Source organism: Dyella jiangningensis (assembly GCF_003264855.1).
Taxonomy (GTDB): Bacteria; Pseudomonadota; Gammaproteobacteria; order Xanthomonadales; family Rhodanobacteraceae; genus Dyella; species Dyella jiangningensis_C.
The window spans coordinates 2394290-2409433 of the sequence record NZ_NFZS01000001.1 but is presented as its reverse complement, the minus strand read 5'-3'; the positions used below and the strand labels follow the sequence as shown (position 1 = coordinate 2409433).

General features: G+C 62.7%; 11 protein-coding genes. 3 read left to right on the top strand and 8 right to left on the bottom strand.

The window, feature by feature from the left end:
• Window positions 1-13 precede the first annotated feature (13 nt).
• The 8 genes from CA260_RS10585 to CA260_RS10550 all read right to left on the bottom strand — a co-directional run bounded on the left by CA260_RS10585 (window position 14) and on the right by CA260_RS10550 (window position 10433).
• A complete protein-coding gene (locus CA260_RS10585; protein WP_111982869.1) occupies window positions 14-1594 on the bottom strand; it encodes an alpha-amylase family glycosyl hydrolase in 1581 nt (526 codons plus the stop codon).
• Window positions 1591-2415, bottom strand: a complete 825-nt coding sequence (locus tag CA260_RS10580; protein ID WP_111982867.1) for an alpha/beta hydrolase — start codon at window positions 2413-2415, stop codon at window positions 1591-1593. Before CA260_RS10580 ends, CA260_RS10585 begins: the two co-directional genes overlap by 4 nt.
• Window positions 2412-3527, bottom strand: a complete 1116-nt coding sequence (locus tag CA260_RS10575) for a zinc-binding dehydrogenase (RefSeq protein ID WP_111982865.1) — start codon at window positions 3525-3527, stop codon at window positions 2412-2414. The genes CA260_RS10580 and CA260_RS10575 overlap by 4 nt, the downstream gene beginning before the upstream one ends.
• Window positions 3524-4342, bottom strand: a complete 819-nt coding sequence (locus tag CA260_RS10570) for a phytanoyl-CoA dioxygenase family protein (protein WP_111982863.1) — start codon at window positions 4340-4342, stop codon at window positions 3524-3526. The genes CA260_RS10575 and CA260_RS10570 overlap by 4 nt, the downstream gene beginning before the upstream one ends.
• 131 nt (window positions 4343-4473) lie before the next feature.
• Complete coding sequence (locus CA260_RS10565; protein ID WP_238149713.1) at window positions 4474-5931, bottom strand: MFS transporter; 1458 nt, start codon at window positions 5929-5931, stop codon at window positions 4474-4476.
• 458 nt (window positions 5932-6389) lie between these two features.
• Window positions 6390-7205 carry a transporter gene (locus CA260_RS10560; RefSeq protein WP_238149678.1) on the bottom strand — a complete coding sequence of 272 codons (816 nt, stop codon included), beginning with the start codon at window positions 7203-7205 and terminating at the stop codon, window positions 6390-6392.
• A gap of 217 nt (window positions 7206-7422) precedes the next feature.
• Window positions 7423-8901 (bottom strand): DUF1254 domain-containing protein, encoded by a 1479-nt coding sequence (locus CA260_RS10555; RefSeq protein WP_111982857.1) that lies wholly within the window; start codon window positions 8899-8901, stop codon window positions 7423-7425.
• A 62-nt stretch (window positions 8902-8963) separates the two neighbouring features.
• A complete protein-coding gene (locus tag CA260_RS10550) occupies window positions 8964-10433 on the bottom strand; it encodes a DUF1254 domain-containing protein (protein WP_202864057.1) in 1470 nt (489 codons plus the stop codon).
• 263 nt (window positions 10434-10696) lie between these two features.
• On the opposite strand from CA260_RS10550, the gene CA260_RS10545 reads away from it, so the two are divergent.
• The 3 genes from CA260_RS10545 to CA260_RS10530 all read left to right on the top strand — a co-directional run bounded on the left by CA260_RS10545 (window position 10697) and on the right by CA260_RS10530 (window position 15121).
• Window positions 10697-11641, top strand: coding sequence for a helix-turn-helix domain-containing protein (locus CA260_RS10545; RefSeq protein WP_111982853.1), 945 nt, complete (start codon window positions 10697-10699; stop codon window positions 11639-11641).
• Between the two features lie 252 nt (window positions 11642-11893).
• Complete coding sequence (locus CA260_RS10540) at window positions 11894-12400, top strand: GNAT family N-acetyltransferase (RefSeq protein WP_172461783.1); 507 nt, start codon at window positions 11894-11896, stop codon at window positions 12398-12400.
• A 1278-nt stretch (window positions 12401-13678) separates the two neighbouring features.
• Window positions 13679-15121: a Gfo/Idh/MocA family protein gene (locus tag CA260_RS10530; protein WP_202864056.1), complete on the top strand. Its 1443-nt coding sequence runs from the start codon at window positions 13679-13681 to the stop codon at window positions 15119-15121.
• The last annotated feature ends 23 nt before the right edge of the window (window positions 15122-15144 follow it).

The following is a 15144-nucleotide window of genomic DNA, read 5'->3' as shown; positions in this document are numbered from 1 at the left end:
GGCTTGGCGTGAGTCAGCGCGAGCCCAGGATACGCACCTGCATGGGCTCAAGCATCGCATCGGCGGCGCCGGGCTTGCCGTTGTCGAGCAGATCAACCCACGTCGCGCCGGACGGAAGCGCCGAGCCCAGCGACGGCCGTGCGGCAGCCCTGCCGAGGTTGACCAGCAGCAGCGTACGTCGGTCCCCTTGTTCGCGCAGGACGCACAGCACCGCGCTGCCGTCGTCGCAGAGGACACGCTGCTCACCGCCACCGATTTCCGGCCGCGCATGGCGGAGGGCGAGCAACTTGACGTACCAGTGGTAGAGCGAGTCGGGGCGGCTTTCTTCTTCCTGCAGCGAGACGCCGTCGTTCGAGCGGTTGAAGCGTGCATCCCAGAAATGCTGATTGCGGCGATACCAGGTGGCCGAGCCCGCGGCGTCGAGGTCGGCCTTCCAGCGGAAGGCCTCGCGCACGGGAATGCCGATGGCATCGGTGAGCGGCACACCGCCGGAGGTGCCGGCGTTCTTGGGCTGCATGCCGCGCATGCCCAGCTCCTGGCCGTAGTAGATCAGTGGATCACCCTTGAGCATGAGTGCGATGGCAGCGCCGGCACGCGCCTTTGCCGCGTCGTCGTGGACTTCGGACATGTAGCGGTCGACGTCGTGGTTTTCGAGGAAGATCACCTGCGTCTTGCCTGCCGGCGTCGCCTTGTCGGTGGCACGGATCGTGTCGACGATCTGTCGCTTGTCGAGCGACACCAGCGCGCCGCGCAGGGGGAAAGCGAACACCGCGTCCGCATGACCGTCGGTCAGCCACGCCGTGCCGAAGCCCCAGTCGGCCTGCTCGGCGAGGATACGCAACGCAGGGCGGCGCGCCTTCAACGCCTGGAAAATCGGCGTCCAGAAGTCGGCGAACAGGTTCTTCTGCAGGCCCTTGTGGTCGAGGTCGTCCATCATGTGGTCGATGCGCAGGCCGTCCACGCCATCGCGGCCGCTGCCATCGCCATACGGATCGGTCCAGTACAACAGCAGGTCGCGGAAGTACTGGCGCACCTGGGGATTGGACAGGTTCACCATCGCGATGCCGATGTTGCGGCCGTCGTAGCCTTCCCATTTCGCCTTGTTGAGGAACGGCTCGGCTTCGCAATGCGCGGCGTCTTTCCATAGCAGGTAATCGGCGTATTTCGACTCCGGTTTGCAGACGGCATCGCGCCACCACGGGTGGCCTTCGGCGACGTACTGGAACTCCTGGTCGAGATAGACCTTGAGGCCCTGCGCATGGGCGGCGCGGATGAAGGCGAAGTAATCGTCCATCGTGCCGTAGGCCGGCTCGATGCCCTTGAACTCGGTGGCGAAGTAGTTGTGGTAGTACGGCGAAGGCTGCAGGGGCGTCAGCAGGATGGTCGTGGCGCCCAGTTGCCTGATGTAGTCGAGGCGCGAAGCCAGGCCCTTCAGGTCGCCGATGTGGTCGCCGTTGGCATCCCGGAAGCTGCGGAAGAAGATCTGGTAGTAGACCTGGCTTTCCGGCGGCGGTGGCGTGGCGGCCTGCGCGAACATGCCGACAAGTGCGGCGAGCAGGGCGAATGCGGCAAGCAACGGTCGTGCAGGTTTCATGGCTCGTCCTTCGTGGCGTGCAGCGCCTCGCCAAAGAAGCGCAGGGTGTGTTCCAGCGTGGCCGACCAGTAATTCCAATCGTGGCCGCCGGGGCCTTCCGCGTATTGATGCGCAACGCCGGCGCGTTGCAGATCCCGGTGCAGGGCACGGTTGGCGTCGAGGTAGGCGTCGTCGAGGCCACAATCGATGCGCAGTGGCGGCAGCGGAGTTTGAACGGCCGTGAGTGCTGACAATACGTCGATGTCGGCGGCGGCCTTGCGCCAGCCAACGCGGTTCTCTTCGATCAATGCGTCGAACTGCGAGGCGTGAGTCACCGCCGAAAGGGCGGCTGCAGCCGTGAGGCGGCGCGGGTACTTCGCGGCAAGGCGCAGCGCGCCAAAACCGCCCATACTCAGGCCGGCGATCAACAGCGGTGAGCGCTTGCTGCAATTGGCGATGACCTCCTGCGCCAGCTTCGGCATCTCGTCGATGATCCAGCGTTCGGCGTCGTGATCGGTATGCGCCACATATCCGGAACCGTCGCCCCACAAGCCGTCCGACGGCATCACCAGCGCCACGGGTGGCAATGCGCCCTCCGCCATCAGGCGGGCGGCGGTGAGGTGCGCGTGGCCCTTCAGTGCCCACGCCCAGTGCGAGCCGTATACGCCATGCAGCAGCACGACGATCGGCAGGTCCGTCTCGCCCAGGGCGAGGGGCGGCACAAAGAGGGTGACATCCGCACGCCGCCGCAATGCGCGACTCTTGACGGTCACGAAGGTCAGACCACCTGCCTCGATGGTGGGGTTGGAGACCTCGATGGTGCGAAAGGTTTCGTCGTTCATGCGATGCGCAATACCCCTTTGCTGCTGCGTCCGTCGAGCATGTCGTCGAAGGCGCGATCCAGTGCCTCGATCGGGTAGTGGTGGCTGATCAGCGCGGCGAGTTCCAGTTGTCCCTGCGCGATCCAGTCGAACAGGCGCGGAAAGTCGCGCCTGGGCACGCAGTCGCCATAGAGCGGCGCGAGGTAGCGTTTGTTCCAGAACAGGTCCGTGAGTTCCAGCGAAGCGGGGCCGTGTGCGCCGCTCACCTGCAATGCATTGCCGCCGTTGCGCGCCAGTTTCAGCGGTACGAAGGCCAGTGCCGGGACGCCGGTGGCTTCGAAGGCGTGATCGACGCCGCGACCATGGGTCAGTGCGCGCACGTCGACGACGAGTCGCGCATGGTCCGCGTCGTCTTCGTGCGGTACGAGCGTATGCGTGGCGCCCAATGCACGTGCGTGTTCCAGTCGCGCCGGCACGCGATCGATGGCAATGATCGTGCGTGCACCTGCAATGCGCGCGCCCTGGATCACGTTGAGGCCAACGCCGCCACAGCCGAGCACCGCCACGGTATCGCCGAGGGCGACCGCCGCGACATTGACCACGGAGCCTACGCCGGTCATCACGGCGCAACCGAGAATGCAGGCGGCATCGATCGGCAGTGATGGGGGCAGGGGCGTCACGGCCTCCGCGCGCACCAGCGCATGGCTTGCGAATGTGCCGAGGTGAAAGGCGCGCTCGATCGCCTGGCCGCGCCACCGCATGCCGCCGGCGTGGGTGCGGCTGTTGCCCAGCTTCGGCACATCGAGCTCATGCGTGCGTTCGCACAGCGCCGTGGCGCCATGATCGCACTGGTAGCAGTGGCCACAGGGAATGGCCCAGTTGAGGAGCACCGGCTGGCCGAGTTCGAGGCCCTCGACGCCTTCGCCGATCGCTTCGACATGGCCCGCGCCCTCATGGCCCATCACCAGCGGCCCCGGCCAGCGCAACGAAGCATGGTCGGTATGGCAGACGCCTGCCGCGGCCATCGCGACACGCACTTCGCCCGCGGCAGGCGGATCGATCTCGACGCTTTCCAGGCTGAAGCGACCTTCGCCATCGGCGATGATCGCCTTGCCGGCGATCACCTCCGTCATGCGGTCACCGCGACGTCGAACAACACGGGATTCTTCGGCGTATCGATGATTTGGCCGACGACGGCGCCGGGGCACCAGCGCTCCCAGTCGGCACGTTGCATGTGGTTGTCGGGCGCCTTCAGGCGCACATCGCGATCCATGTAGATCACCGTCATGACGGAGCGCGGCTGCGTGGAACGGTTGGGACCGGCGCGATGGAAGGTCCAGCCGGAATGGAAGCTCACCTCGCCCAGGTCGAACGGTTCATCGACTTCGCGGAAACCATGCGCCTGCATGTTCGCGGTGATCGCATGCTCGCTCTCGTCGGAGATCTCCAGGTCGCGGCCGAACTCGATGTGCTGGCTGCCGGCGAAGAACGCCAGCGGACCCATGTCCTGCGGCACGGCCTGCAGGGGAACCCATGCGGTCACGGTGCGATCGGTGGCCAGCGGCCAGTAGTACTGGTCGGCATGCGCGGGCGTGATGCCGCCGCTGGGTTCCTTGTACAGCGACTGGTCGTGATAGAGCCGGACACCATCCACTTGCATCAGCGAGGCGGCGATGCCCGCGAGGCGACGTCCGAACACGAACTCGCGCGCGATGTCGCTTTCCTCCCACAGGTTCATCACCTGCAGGAAGGCGCGGTCGTAGGTGGTGCGTTCTTCCAGTGGCAGGGTCTGCGTGTTGAGCGCGATGGTGAGGCGGGTGATCTCCGCGCCGTAGTGGGCGAGCTCCTCTGCGTTGAACACCTGCTTGAGCTTGATGAAGCCGTCGCGACGGTAGTCGGCGATCTGCTGGGCGGTGAGCGGGTAGGGGCGGTCGAGGTCGATGGCCATGTCGGGTTCCTGCGTTTGTCCGATGGTCCCGTGCCGGCGTGACGGTGCGGGTTCGAGTGCCTGATGGTAGGAACGGCGGCCAGGGCCGGCATCGGCGGCGCGTGTCCAATGCAGGTCGCGGACTGTCGGATTCATGACCTGTCGCCCGCATCGTCCAGGCGCACCCGCAGCGTGCACAGTCCCGCCACGAAAAGGCTGGCACCGCCCGTGACCAGCGCCCACACCGGTTCGCCGTGGAAGCAGCGCTTCAGCAGTTCGCCCAGCACGCTGGCGGCAACCAGCTGCGGGATCACGATGGAGAAATTGAAGATGCCCATGTACACGCCCATCTTGGCGGCGGGCAGGTTGTCCGAGAGCATGGCGTAGGGCAGCGACAGGATCGACGCCCAGGCGAATCCCACGCCCAGCATCGGCAGCAGCAGCCAGCGCGGGTCGCGGATGAACAGGAACGCCAGCAGTCCCATGCCGCCCAGCCACAAGTTGAGCAAGTGGCTGGTGCGCAGACCCCAGCGACGTACCATCCAGGGGATCACGAATGCGGCCAGGGCGGCGCAGCCGTTGTAGACGCCGAACAGCACGCCCACCCAGTTCGCCGCCTCGTTGTAAGGCAGCGAGTGAGCATCGGTGGCGCCGTACTGCACCTGCGCCACCGCCGCGGTGGCGTAGATCCACATCGCGAAAAACGCGAACCATGAAAACAGCTGCACCCAGGCCAGTTGGCGCATCGCTGCCGGCATCATGTGCAGATCGCCCAGCACATGGCCGAGCAGGCCGCGTTGCCGGTCAAGCGCAGGGCGCAGCTTCAGCGCCAGCTCGTAGCCGATCAACAGCAGGCCGTAGACGGCCACGGTGATGGTCAGCAGGTACATCTCCTGGCGCAGCTGGAAGCGCCCGACCAGCAGCGTGGCCGTGCCGCCCGCGAACAACCACGCGCTGCCGTTGCGCCAGATGCCGCGCAGGTCGGGCAGCGTCTCGTCGGCGTGGCCCGGATCGAAAGCACGCAGCTGTTCCGCCGGGTATTCGCGCGTGCTCGCCACCGTCCACAGCACCGCGCCCAGCAACGTCGCGCCGCCGGCGTAGAACGCATACTTCACCGTATCGGGAATCACGCCCGGTGGCGCCACGTTGCTGACGCCCAGTTGCGTGAGCATCCACGGCAGCATCGAGGCGATCACCGCGCCGGTGCCGATGAAGAAGCTCTGCAGCAAATAGCCTTGCGGCCGCTGGCGTGCCGGCAGCTGGTCGGCGACGAAGGCGCGAAACGGCTCCATCGCCACGTTGAAGGTGGCGTCCATCAGCCACAACAGGACCGCCGCCATCCACAGCGTGCCCGCATTCGGCATCCACAGCAGCGCCAGCGTGGCCAGCAGCGCACCACCCAGGAAGTAAGGGCGACGCCGGCCCAGTCGCGTCCAGGTGCGATCGGAGCAGTGGCCGATGATCGGCTGCACGATCAACCCGGTGATCGGCGCAGCCACCCACAGCGCCGGAATCTGCTCCAGCGACGCGCCCAGCGTCTGGAAAATGCGGCTGACGTCCGCCGTCTGCAGCGCAAAGCCGAACTGGATGCCGAGGAAGCCGAAACACATGTTCCAGATCTGCCGGAACGACAGTTCGGGGCGATCCGCCAAGAGGGCGCGCGATGCGTGGGTGGGTGACCTCAAGGACCTGATCCTGCACGAGAGACGACTCATGCAAGGTTATGCAGCATCGCACTGCAGCAACCAGTGTTCACATACGTATTCAGTCGAATCAGATGACGAAGTGGCGCTGGCAGAGCGCCAGGCCGTCGGCATATGGCGAGGCGCTCCCACGGCATCGTGGACCCGGGCCGCCGTGGCCGCGGATGTCGACAGGCCCTTTGCGCGCGCGTTCGCTCGCTTGACTATCGGGCGGATGACCCAAGGCTGGGAAACCGGTGCGTTGCACCAGCCGACGTGCGCTCTAGTTTCTGGAATCGGGATATCGGCCGCATGCCGATATCGAATATTGGACCAAAAGCATTCCTTGGGTCGGCAGCTTGCAAGGAATAGGCTCCGAATAGCGACTATCTGGGGAAGAGCAGCACGACACCTGCCCGCACGCCCCACCCGTGCGGACCGCTTTCAATGGCGTGATCCCAGTAACGCACTCCGAGTTGGAACTGCACGGGCTGCTTGCCGAAGGTGACCAGCTTGGCAGTCATCAGATTGATGGGCACGGACCACTGCGTATGCTTCCAGTCGTAGCTGGATTCCGATTGCAGGGTGAACGTCCAGGCATTGCTCGTGTTGTATGAAAGAAATGGCTGGAGGAAAGTCGAACTGATGCCGGCCCGGTTGCTCTGGCCACCGACGGACCAGATGTGGTTCGCCAGCATGCCGTAGGTCCAGTGGCCTTCCTGTTTCAGAACGACCGCGGTAGGGCCCAGCCCCCATTTGCCGGACCCGAGCAGGCGATCCGTGGCAGTGGGCATCAGTGCGGCTGGTCCCACGCCCCATATCCATCCTCCGGACGTCGGCGCCTTCGGAGAGAAGAAGAAGCTTTGCGTGGTATCACCCAACCCGGTCTGCGAACCCGCCCCAGGCACGATGTCGCTCTGACTGGCCACCGGAAGAATGGTGCGGACAATCAAGTTCCAGTCTTGACCGATGGATACCGGGATCACCGGCTGGAAGTTCATCAGGTACTTTTCACCGTCGCGTGTCGGCCCGATGTTCTGGTCGTAGTTGAACTGGAACGGCACGCTGATGAGCGAGGCGACGGGATTGGACAGCTTCTTGGCCAGATCCTGCGCACCTGCCTGATCCGATTGCGAATGCGCGCAGGGCGAAAGCGCACAAGCGAGCATCGTGGCGAAGATCCTTGGGGAAAATGTGGACACTCGATGCCTCCGCTATGGACCATGGAACGCCCTTGTCGGCGTAGACCTCGCCGTGGCCTCGCTACATGCCTTGGGGATGGGCGGCCGTCAGATCAGTTCACCTGCTTGATGACTCGACTCACGCGTCCGCCAGAACGCCTCTTTCTCCAACAAGTTCGGCTGCACGGCGACGCCGTACCAGCCAGTGCAGCGAGTCCCGCCTCCTTTCATCACGCACTTAGTTGGCGCGGACGGCGGGCGGTGGGGCCCATTTGCCTTCGTTGATCTCCGGCTTGGGCCAATAGGTGCGGGTATAGAGTGAGAAGTCGCCCTTCGGGGAGGGGAGCCAGTTGGATTCCTTGTCCGCTCCAGGCGAATCGTGCTGGACGTAGATGGTCAACGAGCCATCCGGATTCTTCTTGAGGTTCTTGTTCTTGGTGCCCAGCGAGTAGCGGCCCATGGTGTTGGGTTCGAACAGATGGTGCTCGTTGTACATGGTAAGCGACCAAAATCCGTTGACCGGCGGTGGTGACTTGAAGGTAACGGTGTAGGCATGCGATCCATTCAGTCGCTCACCCTTGCTGTCCAGGTCAAGGTAGAAGTAGCGCGTTTCTTCCGGCCGATTGACATACATGTTCGATTTGGAAACGGCGGCGCGCGTGAGGTAGTCGTAGCCGAAGCGAGCGCCGTTGGGTGCGGTGGTCCAGCCATTGCCAATGGCCACGCCGTAGTTGCGAAACTCAAACAGAGGGCCGATGAGGTTCTTCTCTGCATCGATGGCGGTGTGCTTGAGCTGGTCCCTGATGGCTGGATCCTTGGCCGCTGCACGAAGCACCGCGCGGAACTGTGCGTAGAGAGCTTCCTCGCCCGGCAGCGGTGGCGTCTCGTCCAGCGCGACAGGCAATTCGTCGAAGAACGTTTCCGGGTTGACCCATTGTGTTTCGCCGCTGCCTTGGCCTTCCGGTGCCGGGAAGTGCGGCACCTTCGACCATTCCTTGGTCTGGGGTTTGCCGCTGTATTTGCTCAATGGATAGATCATGATCTGACGGAGCACCGTCTGAATGGCCTTGCGGTCTTCGGCGGTATCGTCCATCAGGATGCGCGGCGCCATGCCGATCGTGTTCGTCGGTGAATGGATCACGCCCGCGATGCCTGCGGGTACTTTGCCCCTCCAGTCGGGCCCAACGATCAGGTACATGCCCGGCTTGGTTCCATACTGCTTGCCCAGCTGGCCAAAACTATCCGACCGCGCGTCGTAGAGGGCGTAAACCCAGAACCGATCGCCAAAATCGGGCACCTGCACCACCACGGCGTCCTTGGACAGGTCGCCGAATCCGAAGCCGTACGTCACGTCCTGATTCGGGCAGGTCACGAAGTGCTCGTCTGCCGCAATGTAGTCGGTGAGCATGGTGATGTTGTTCTCGGGTGCAACAGGCAGTACGCCGCCGAGCAGGCCGGACTCGGGTGCTTTATTGAAGGCCGCGCGACGATGACGCTCGTTGATGATCGGCCAGCCCCACAGGTAGGCCATGCGCCCTACCGTGGCCACGTATTCCTTGGTCATCAGGATATCCGCGGGCGGGGCCAGGGCTGCAGCTGTAGGTGTGATGGCAGGTTGATCGGCCGGCTGAGCGTGGGCAATACCGGCCGACGCGCACAACAGCGCAATGGTCAGCGAGATGTGATGCGGCAGGTGATTTGATTTCGGCGTGTCCATGGTTGCTCTCTCGATGGGGGCAGTGGAGATATTCGAAGTCATCGGTGGCGTCACCGATCGGCTCACTTCACCGGTTCGATATCACCCGGCTTCCAGCTCTTGTCGATGGCCGCCTCGGTGGGTCCGTAAAGCCGGAGAATCGCAAAGTAGCCACGCCCCGGCACTGTTGCCAGCCAATTGCCGTGCTTGCCAGCCGGCGCCGTGGGTCCCAGGTAGAGATCGGTGCTGCCATCCGCGTTCTTGGCGGGGTTGTCACGCGAACCCAGCGAGGGGAAAGGCTGGCCATTGGCCAGTCCGGAGGCGTTCTCGGCTTCGTAAAGCGTCACTGACCAGAAATTGCCGGCAGGAATATTGGCTGGCAGGTGCAACCGGTAGTTGGTCGCGCCCGACAGGGGCGTGCTGGTGCTGTCGGTGAAGGCAATCATGTACTTCGCCCCCTTGCCGGGTACCTGCGAAATCATGCCCGGGCTGAGCGAGTAGTAATCGGTGAAGAACCACGTGCGTACGTCAAGGTCGGTATAGCCTTCCTTGGTGCGCCGCCACGCGAGGTCGAGCGCACCGCCCGGGTTGGCGGGCGTGCCATCGGCTACCGGATTGAGCCAGTGACGATCCGGGTAGACATGGAAATCGCGGTCGCCTTCGCCGTTCTCGAAACCAATGACGCGACTCATCTTGTAGCCGGTTTTCGCGGCGTCCTGCAGCAGGGTCTTCTGCGAAGCATCGGGCCGGAATGGTTTGTCCTTCACGATGCCGATCATCGCCAGCATGCCAAGCCAGTCCGGATCGGCCAGGTGCGTGCCTTCGGAGTCGACCAGGTACTTGAGCTGCTCGAATGCGGCGATGTCGCTCGCAGGCAACATGTTCACCGGCACACCGGACGCATCCGGGAACGTCATCGACCTGGGCGACTTTTCACCCAGCGGATAGATCTTCGCGTCCTCCATCAACTTGACCGCCGGCGCCAGGTTCTTGGGATCCTTGTAGAAGGCGCGCAGGAAGACGAAGACATTGTTGGTGGGCGAGCGATAGACGTAGTAGCCCGAAGGTGGCTCTCCCCGATAGTCGGGAGGCAGAATCAGGAATTTGCCGCCCTTGCCGCCATCCGGACCGGGCAGGCCGACATCACCGAAGAAGCCAGGCGGTCCGGGAATCGGTCGCTGCCACACGTCCATCAGGATGCCCTGCAGGCCCGGCGGTGCTTCGAACACCATGGGACCATCCTTGCCTACGTCCAGATAGCCCATGGCATAGAGCACGTCCGAGTTTGGCGTGGTCACCAGCGTCTTGGCATCGAGTCGCTTCTTCCAGATCGGCAACACGTTGTAACCCGCGCCGAATTGCTTCTCGGAGCCTTCCTTCATGCCCATGGTATTGATGAGCGGCAACGCCCAGAGATAGGTCTGCGTGGCGCGCTGGAAGTACAGCTCGTCGCGAAGCGTCTTCGCCGTCTCGGGCGTTGGCCGGTTTTCATGCAGGCGGCTGTTTGCCAGCGCCTCGAATCGACCTTCCTGTGCAGGCGCTTCCCGGGGCATCGCCAAGCACACCGCAACCGCGCCAACCAATGCGAGCAATCTTCCGAATACCGCCATGGCCGTTCCTCCTATGGACCGGAAACGGAGCATGGGAAAGCTGATTCGTCATCGCCATCGTAAAATTACTTAGGCTCATGAACTTCACGAGGCGTATACGCCGGCGACGCGCACGCCTGGCTTGGCCGCGCGACGCGATCCTTATCAGTCGTGTGGATTTTCGGTAAAAATCCGATCTGAGCCGGCGAGTCGTCGAGGGCAGTCTTATGAAGCACTCATTTGGACTGGAGTTCGATGCGTTCGAGGAAGCCATGCGTGGCGTCGATGGGCGTTACACACCCGTACGGAGGCATCGCCACGACTGGGAAATGCAGTACCTCGTCCTGGGTGACATCGAAGTCATGGTCTGCCAGAACGGTGGCGGAAGCATCTATGAAGGATCTTGTCGCCTCGACAACTTTGGACTTTTCTTCCCACTGACCGACATTCGCTCCCTCGTTGTCGATGGTCGCGATATCGGCAAGAGCACCTTGACCTGGCTTGCCTCCGGGAAGGATTTCACTATCTATAACAGTGACGTGCTCCGCTGGGTCGGCATTAGCGTGGGATCTGCCACGGTCAATCACTGGATGATTCTTGACCCGGAAGCAACGCAGATGATCTCGCCCCATCACCTCATAGGCAATGCAAGTCGCGCATACCTGGCCGCACTCAGAGATCTAGTCGCTCGCCTGCTCGCCGTACATGAGCATTCTCCTGAGGCGCTGTCGCCCTGCACGGCGGTGAAGGCGTCGCACGATCAGCTGGCGCGTTCCATTCAGGAGGCCATGTGCACGGTCATGCCTCCCCGTCAGAAAATGGCCGGTCGTCCACGCCTCTCTCCGGCCGACATCCTTCGGCGCGCCACTACTTTTGTGGACCAGCGAATGTCGGAGACGGTTCAGATTGCGGATCTCTGCAAGGCCACGGGCGTTTCGGCGAGAACGCTGCAGAAGGTTTTCACCGAGCACTTTGGCCTCGGTCCGCATCGCTACCTGATGCTCAGGCGCCTCAAGGCCATTCACGAGACACTTCAGGGCGCCGAGCCGAATGAATCTATCGCCAGTATCTGCAGCCGGTTTGGCGTCTGGGATTTTGGGCGTTTCGCAAGTTGCTATCGCCAAGTCTATGGAGTGTCTCCATCGTCCACGCGATCCGGGGCGATGCACTGACGATGTACACAAGCTCAGGCACAGCCAATACAACAAAGTGCGACTGTTCGCGGTAGATGGCAGAATCCGGCGAAGCACGAGCTAGGGGCTCTTTATGCCTACGCACGGGAAAGACTGCGGTCCTTGACCGTCCCACGGCAGCCAATCTCTTCACTCCGGCTTCCAGCGCGCGGCGTTACCGCCGACGGCATGGTCTGCTTCCGGGCCATGGCGGACGATCCACCAGTTGTGAACGAGGAGGCGGAACACCTCATGGTCCAAGCATTCGCAAATGCCGTTCCCAGGCTTCAGACCGAGCGCCTGCTCCTTCGCGAGCACCGTCCGGTCGATTTCGAAGCGTTTGCCGAACACGCTGCCGACGCCGAAAGCATGGTCCACCTCTCGGCAAAGGATCGCGAGACCGCATGGCGTATCTTCGGGCTGCACGCCGGCCTGTGGTTATTGCATGGAGCAGGTTGGTGGATCGTCGAGCTGCGCGAAACCGGGCAGGTCGTCGGTACCGTTGGAGCATTTTTTCGCGAGCAATCCACGGAAATGGAGATGGGCTGGCACACATACCGCGATTTCTGGGGGCGTGGCATAGCCGTTGAGGCCGTGGCGGCCATGGTCAACCATGCCTTTGAAGTGCGACGGGAGCCTAGCGTTCATGCGCTCATTTCAGAGCGTAACGCCCGATCGATAGGGGTCGCAACGCGGCTGGGATTGACGTACAGGAGAGGCGGCGCTGTATGGGAGGGTGATTGGGAAGTATGTGCTTGAGAGGCGCTGAGTGCTTTCGCTGGCAAGCAAACTTTTCAACACGCTTGGCGTTCACGCTTTTGGGGTTGGCCTGAGCTCCGGGCCAAGGTTCCGCTTCCGAGCCGGAGCGGACGCCCGGAAGACAGACGGCGTTGCAGAACAGCGGCATGGGAAACCGCGGCGTAGAAATCGACATCGGTACGCGTCGGGTGATCGGTCATGTTCTGGACCCTTTGAAAAAGGGCGTTTGCGAGCCGATGCGAGAGCCGTAATCAAGCACCTACTACTCTTTGGTGAAAAGGGCAGCGTGATGAATAGGGCGCGATGGCTGTCCTTCGTCTTCATTGTGTTTCTCCTGGGCTGGTGCGCGCTGTCGATGTGCGGCTTTTCCACGACAAAATTCGCGTTCGTATACGACCAATGCTTCATTGACGCAGCCGTCAAGGACGTATTGGTCAGGTATCCGCCAAATCTCAGGACAGTGCAGGTGCTCGGCGGTGCGCAGAGTATCGAGGCCTACGGGCCACCATCGGATCCCATTCCTTATGTAAGCATGCAAGAGTTTATGGAGATCAACCCTGACTGCTGCCGATTCGTCGGGCGCGGTAGTGAGGGATATCAGCCTTCCACTCTTTCCTATCTGCTCGGTTATGAGTGGCGGATTGTTCGAGTTCGCTATGCGCTTCGCTACAAGACGGAGCGTGCGTTCGTTGAGGAAAGGCCCGTTGAGGAATATGTCGTTCTGAGTAGAGATGGACACGTATTCAGGCCACGCTGACTGGTTCGGCGCTGGATATTGCTATGAACGCTAGAGAATCAGCCTCGGGAGAAGTGCTTGTGAGCTCCGCAGGATATGCCGTCGTCACTACAAGAGGCGCGGGGTGATGCCCGGCGATCGCATGGATACACATCAAGCAACAGCCCATCTTGCCGAGACGAACTGCGGCCAAGCGTGGAGTGGCATCTGAGCGTTGCCGCACATTTCGGGCTGCGGGGTGAGGAGTTCTTTTGGGCCGACTCGCATGAATGTGCCTGCGGACCTCACCAGCGAGAGCTTAGTGCGCGATGCCCAAAATGAGTCACCTTGATCCACTGCTCTCCTTGCGGCCAGAATGCTGTGCTTCGGATATCGACAGCCAACCAGGGGTTGCAGCGCCCATGACGGATGAATCGAAAGTCGCGAAAGAGCAGCAGGGCCACCGTGCCGGTGGGGCTCCAGGGAATACGGAAACAGGCGGAAAGATTTCACGCCGCGAATTCCTCACGGGCACGGCCATCGCAGCGGCCGGGCTGATGATCGTGCCACGCCACGTCCTTGGCGGGCCTGGTCATACGCCGCCCAGCGATCGATTGAACATTGCCGGCATCGGTGTCGGCGGCATGGGCATGCACAACATGCGCGCCTTGGCCGGCGAGAACATCGTCGCCCTGTGCGATGTGGACTGGCGCTATACGGACAAGTCCTTTCGCGGGATGGTCGACGGCCTGGGCAAGACGCAGGCACGCCTCGACAAGGCCCAGACCGCCAAGGAACGCCGGAAGCTACAGGACGAGATCGAGCAGACAAAGCTGCTTTCCAGCAAGTTCAATTCCATCAAGCGCTATACCGATTACCGCCGGATGCTCGAACAGCAGAAGGACATCGACGCGGTGGTCATTGCGACGCCCGATCACCTGCACGCCGTGATCGCCAGCGCGGCGATGAGCCATGGCAAGCACGTGTATCTGCAAAAGCCGCTCACCTGGTCGATTTACGAAGCCCGCGAACTGTCCAGGAAAGCGCAGGACAATCCCAGGCTCGTCACGCAGATGGGAAACCAGGGGCACTCCTCCGACGATGCCCGGCTGATCAACGAGTACATCGCGGCCGGGGCGATCGGCGATGTTCGCGAGGTCCACGCCTGGACGAATCGCCCGCTTGCGTACTGGCCACAGGGCATTCCACGTCCGCAATCCAGGCCGCGACCGGACGACGCGAACTGGAATGAAGATGCGTTGATGGATCGACTTGCCAATGCCATGGTCGGCAATTATCCGAAGCCGGAAGGGCTGGCATGGGATCTCTTTCTCGGCCCCGGTCCCGTCGTCGACTACCACCCCGTGTATCACCCGTTCAACTGGCGCGGCTGGGTGGATTGGGGCGTGGGCGCCATCGGCGACATGGGCGCGCACCTGATCGATTCACCGTTCTGGTCGCTGGACCTGGGCTTTCCGACGTCCGTGGAGACGGTCTCGACGCCATTCAACCATGCGTCGTACCCCATGGCGACGATGACGTATTACGACTTCCCCGCACGCGGCAACAAGCCGCCGGTAAAGCTCACCTGGTATGACGGCGCGCTGCTGCCGCCGGGGCTGCAGGCGCTGGGAGCCGGGCAGCTGAGCAAGGACGGCGGCGTCCTGTACGTTGGTGACAAAGGCAAGCTGATCCATGAAACCTACGGGGCGAACCCGCGGCTGCTGCCGCAGTCGCTGCATGATTCGGTAGGCACGCCGCCCCAGACGTTCGCGCGCATCAAGACCTCGCACGAGATGAACTGGGTCGACGCCTGCAAGGGAAGGGCAGAAGCCTCGTCGCCATTCCCGTACGCCGCGCGGCTCACGGAGGTGATGCTGCTGGGCATCGTGTCCCTTCGCGCAGGCGGCAAGATCGAGTACGACGCAGCGAACATGCGCATCACCAACATGCCGGAGGCCAACGCGTTTCTGCGTCGCGAATATCGCGAGGGGTGGGCGATCTAAAACAATCCAGCAAGTTCGTGTGC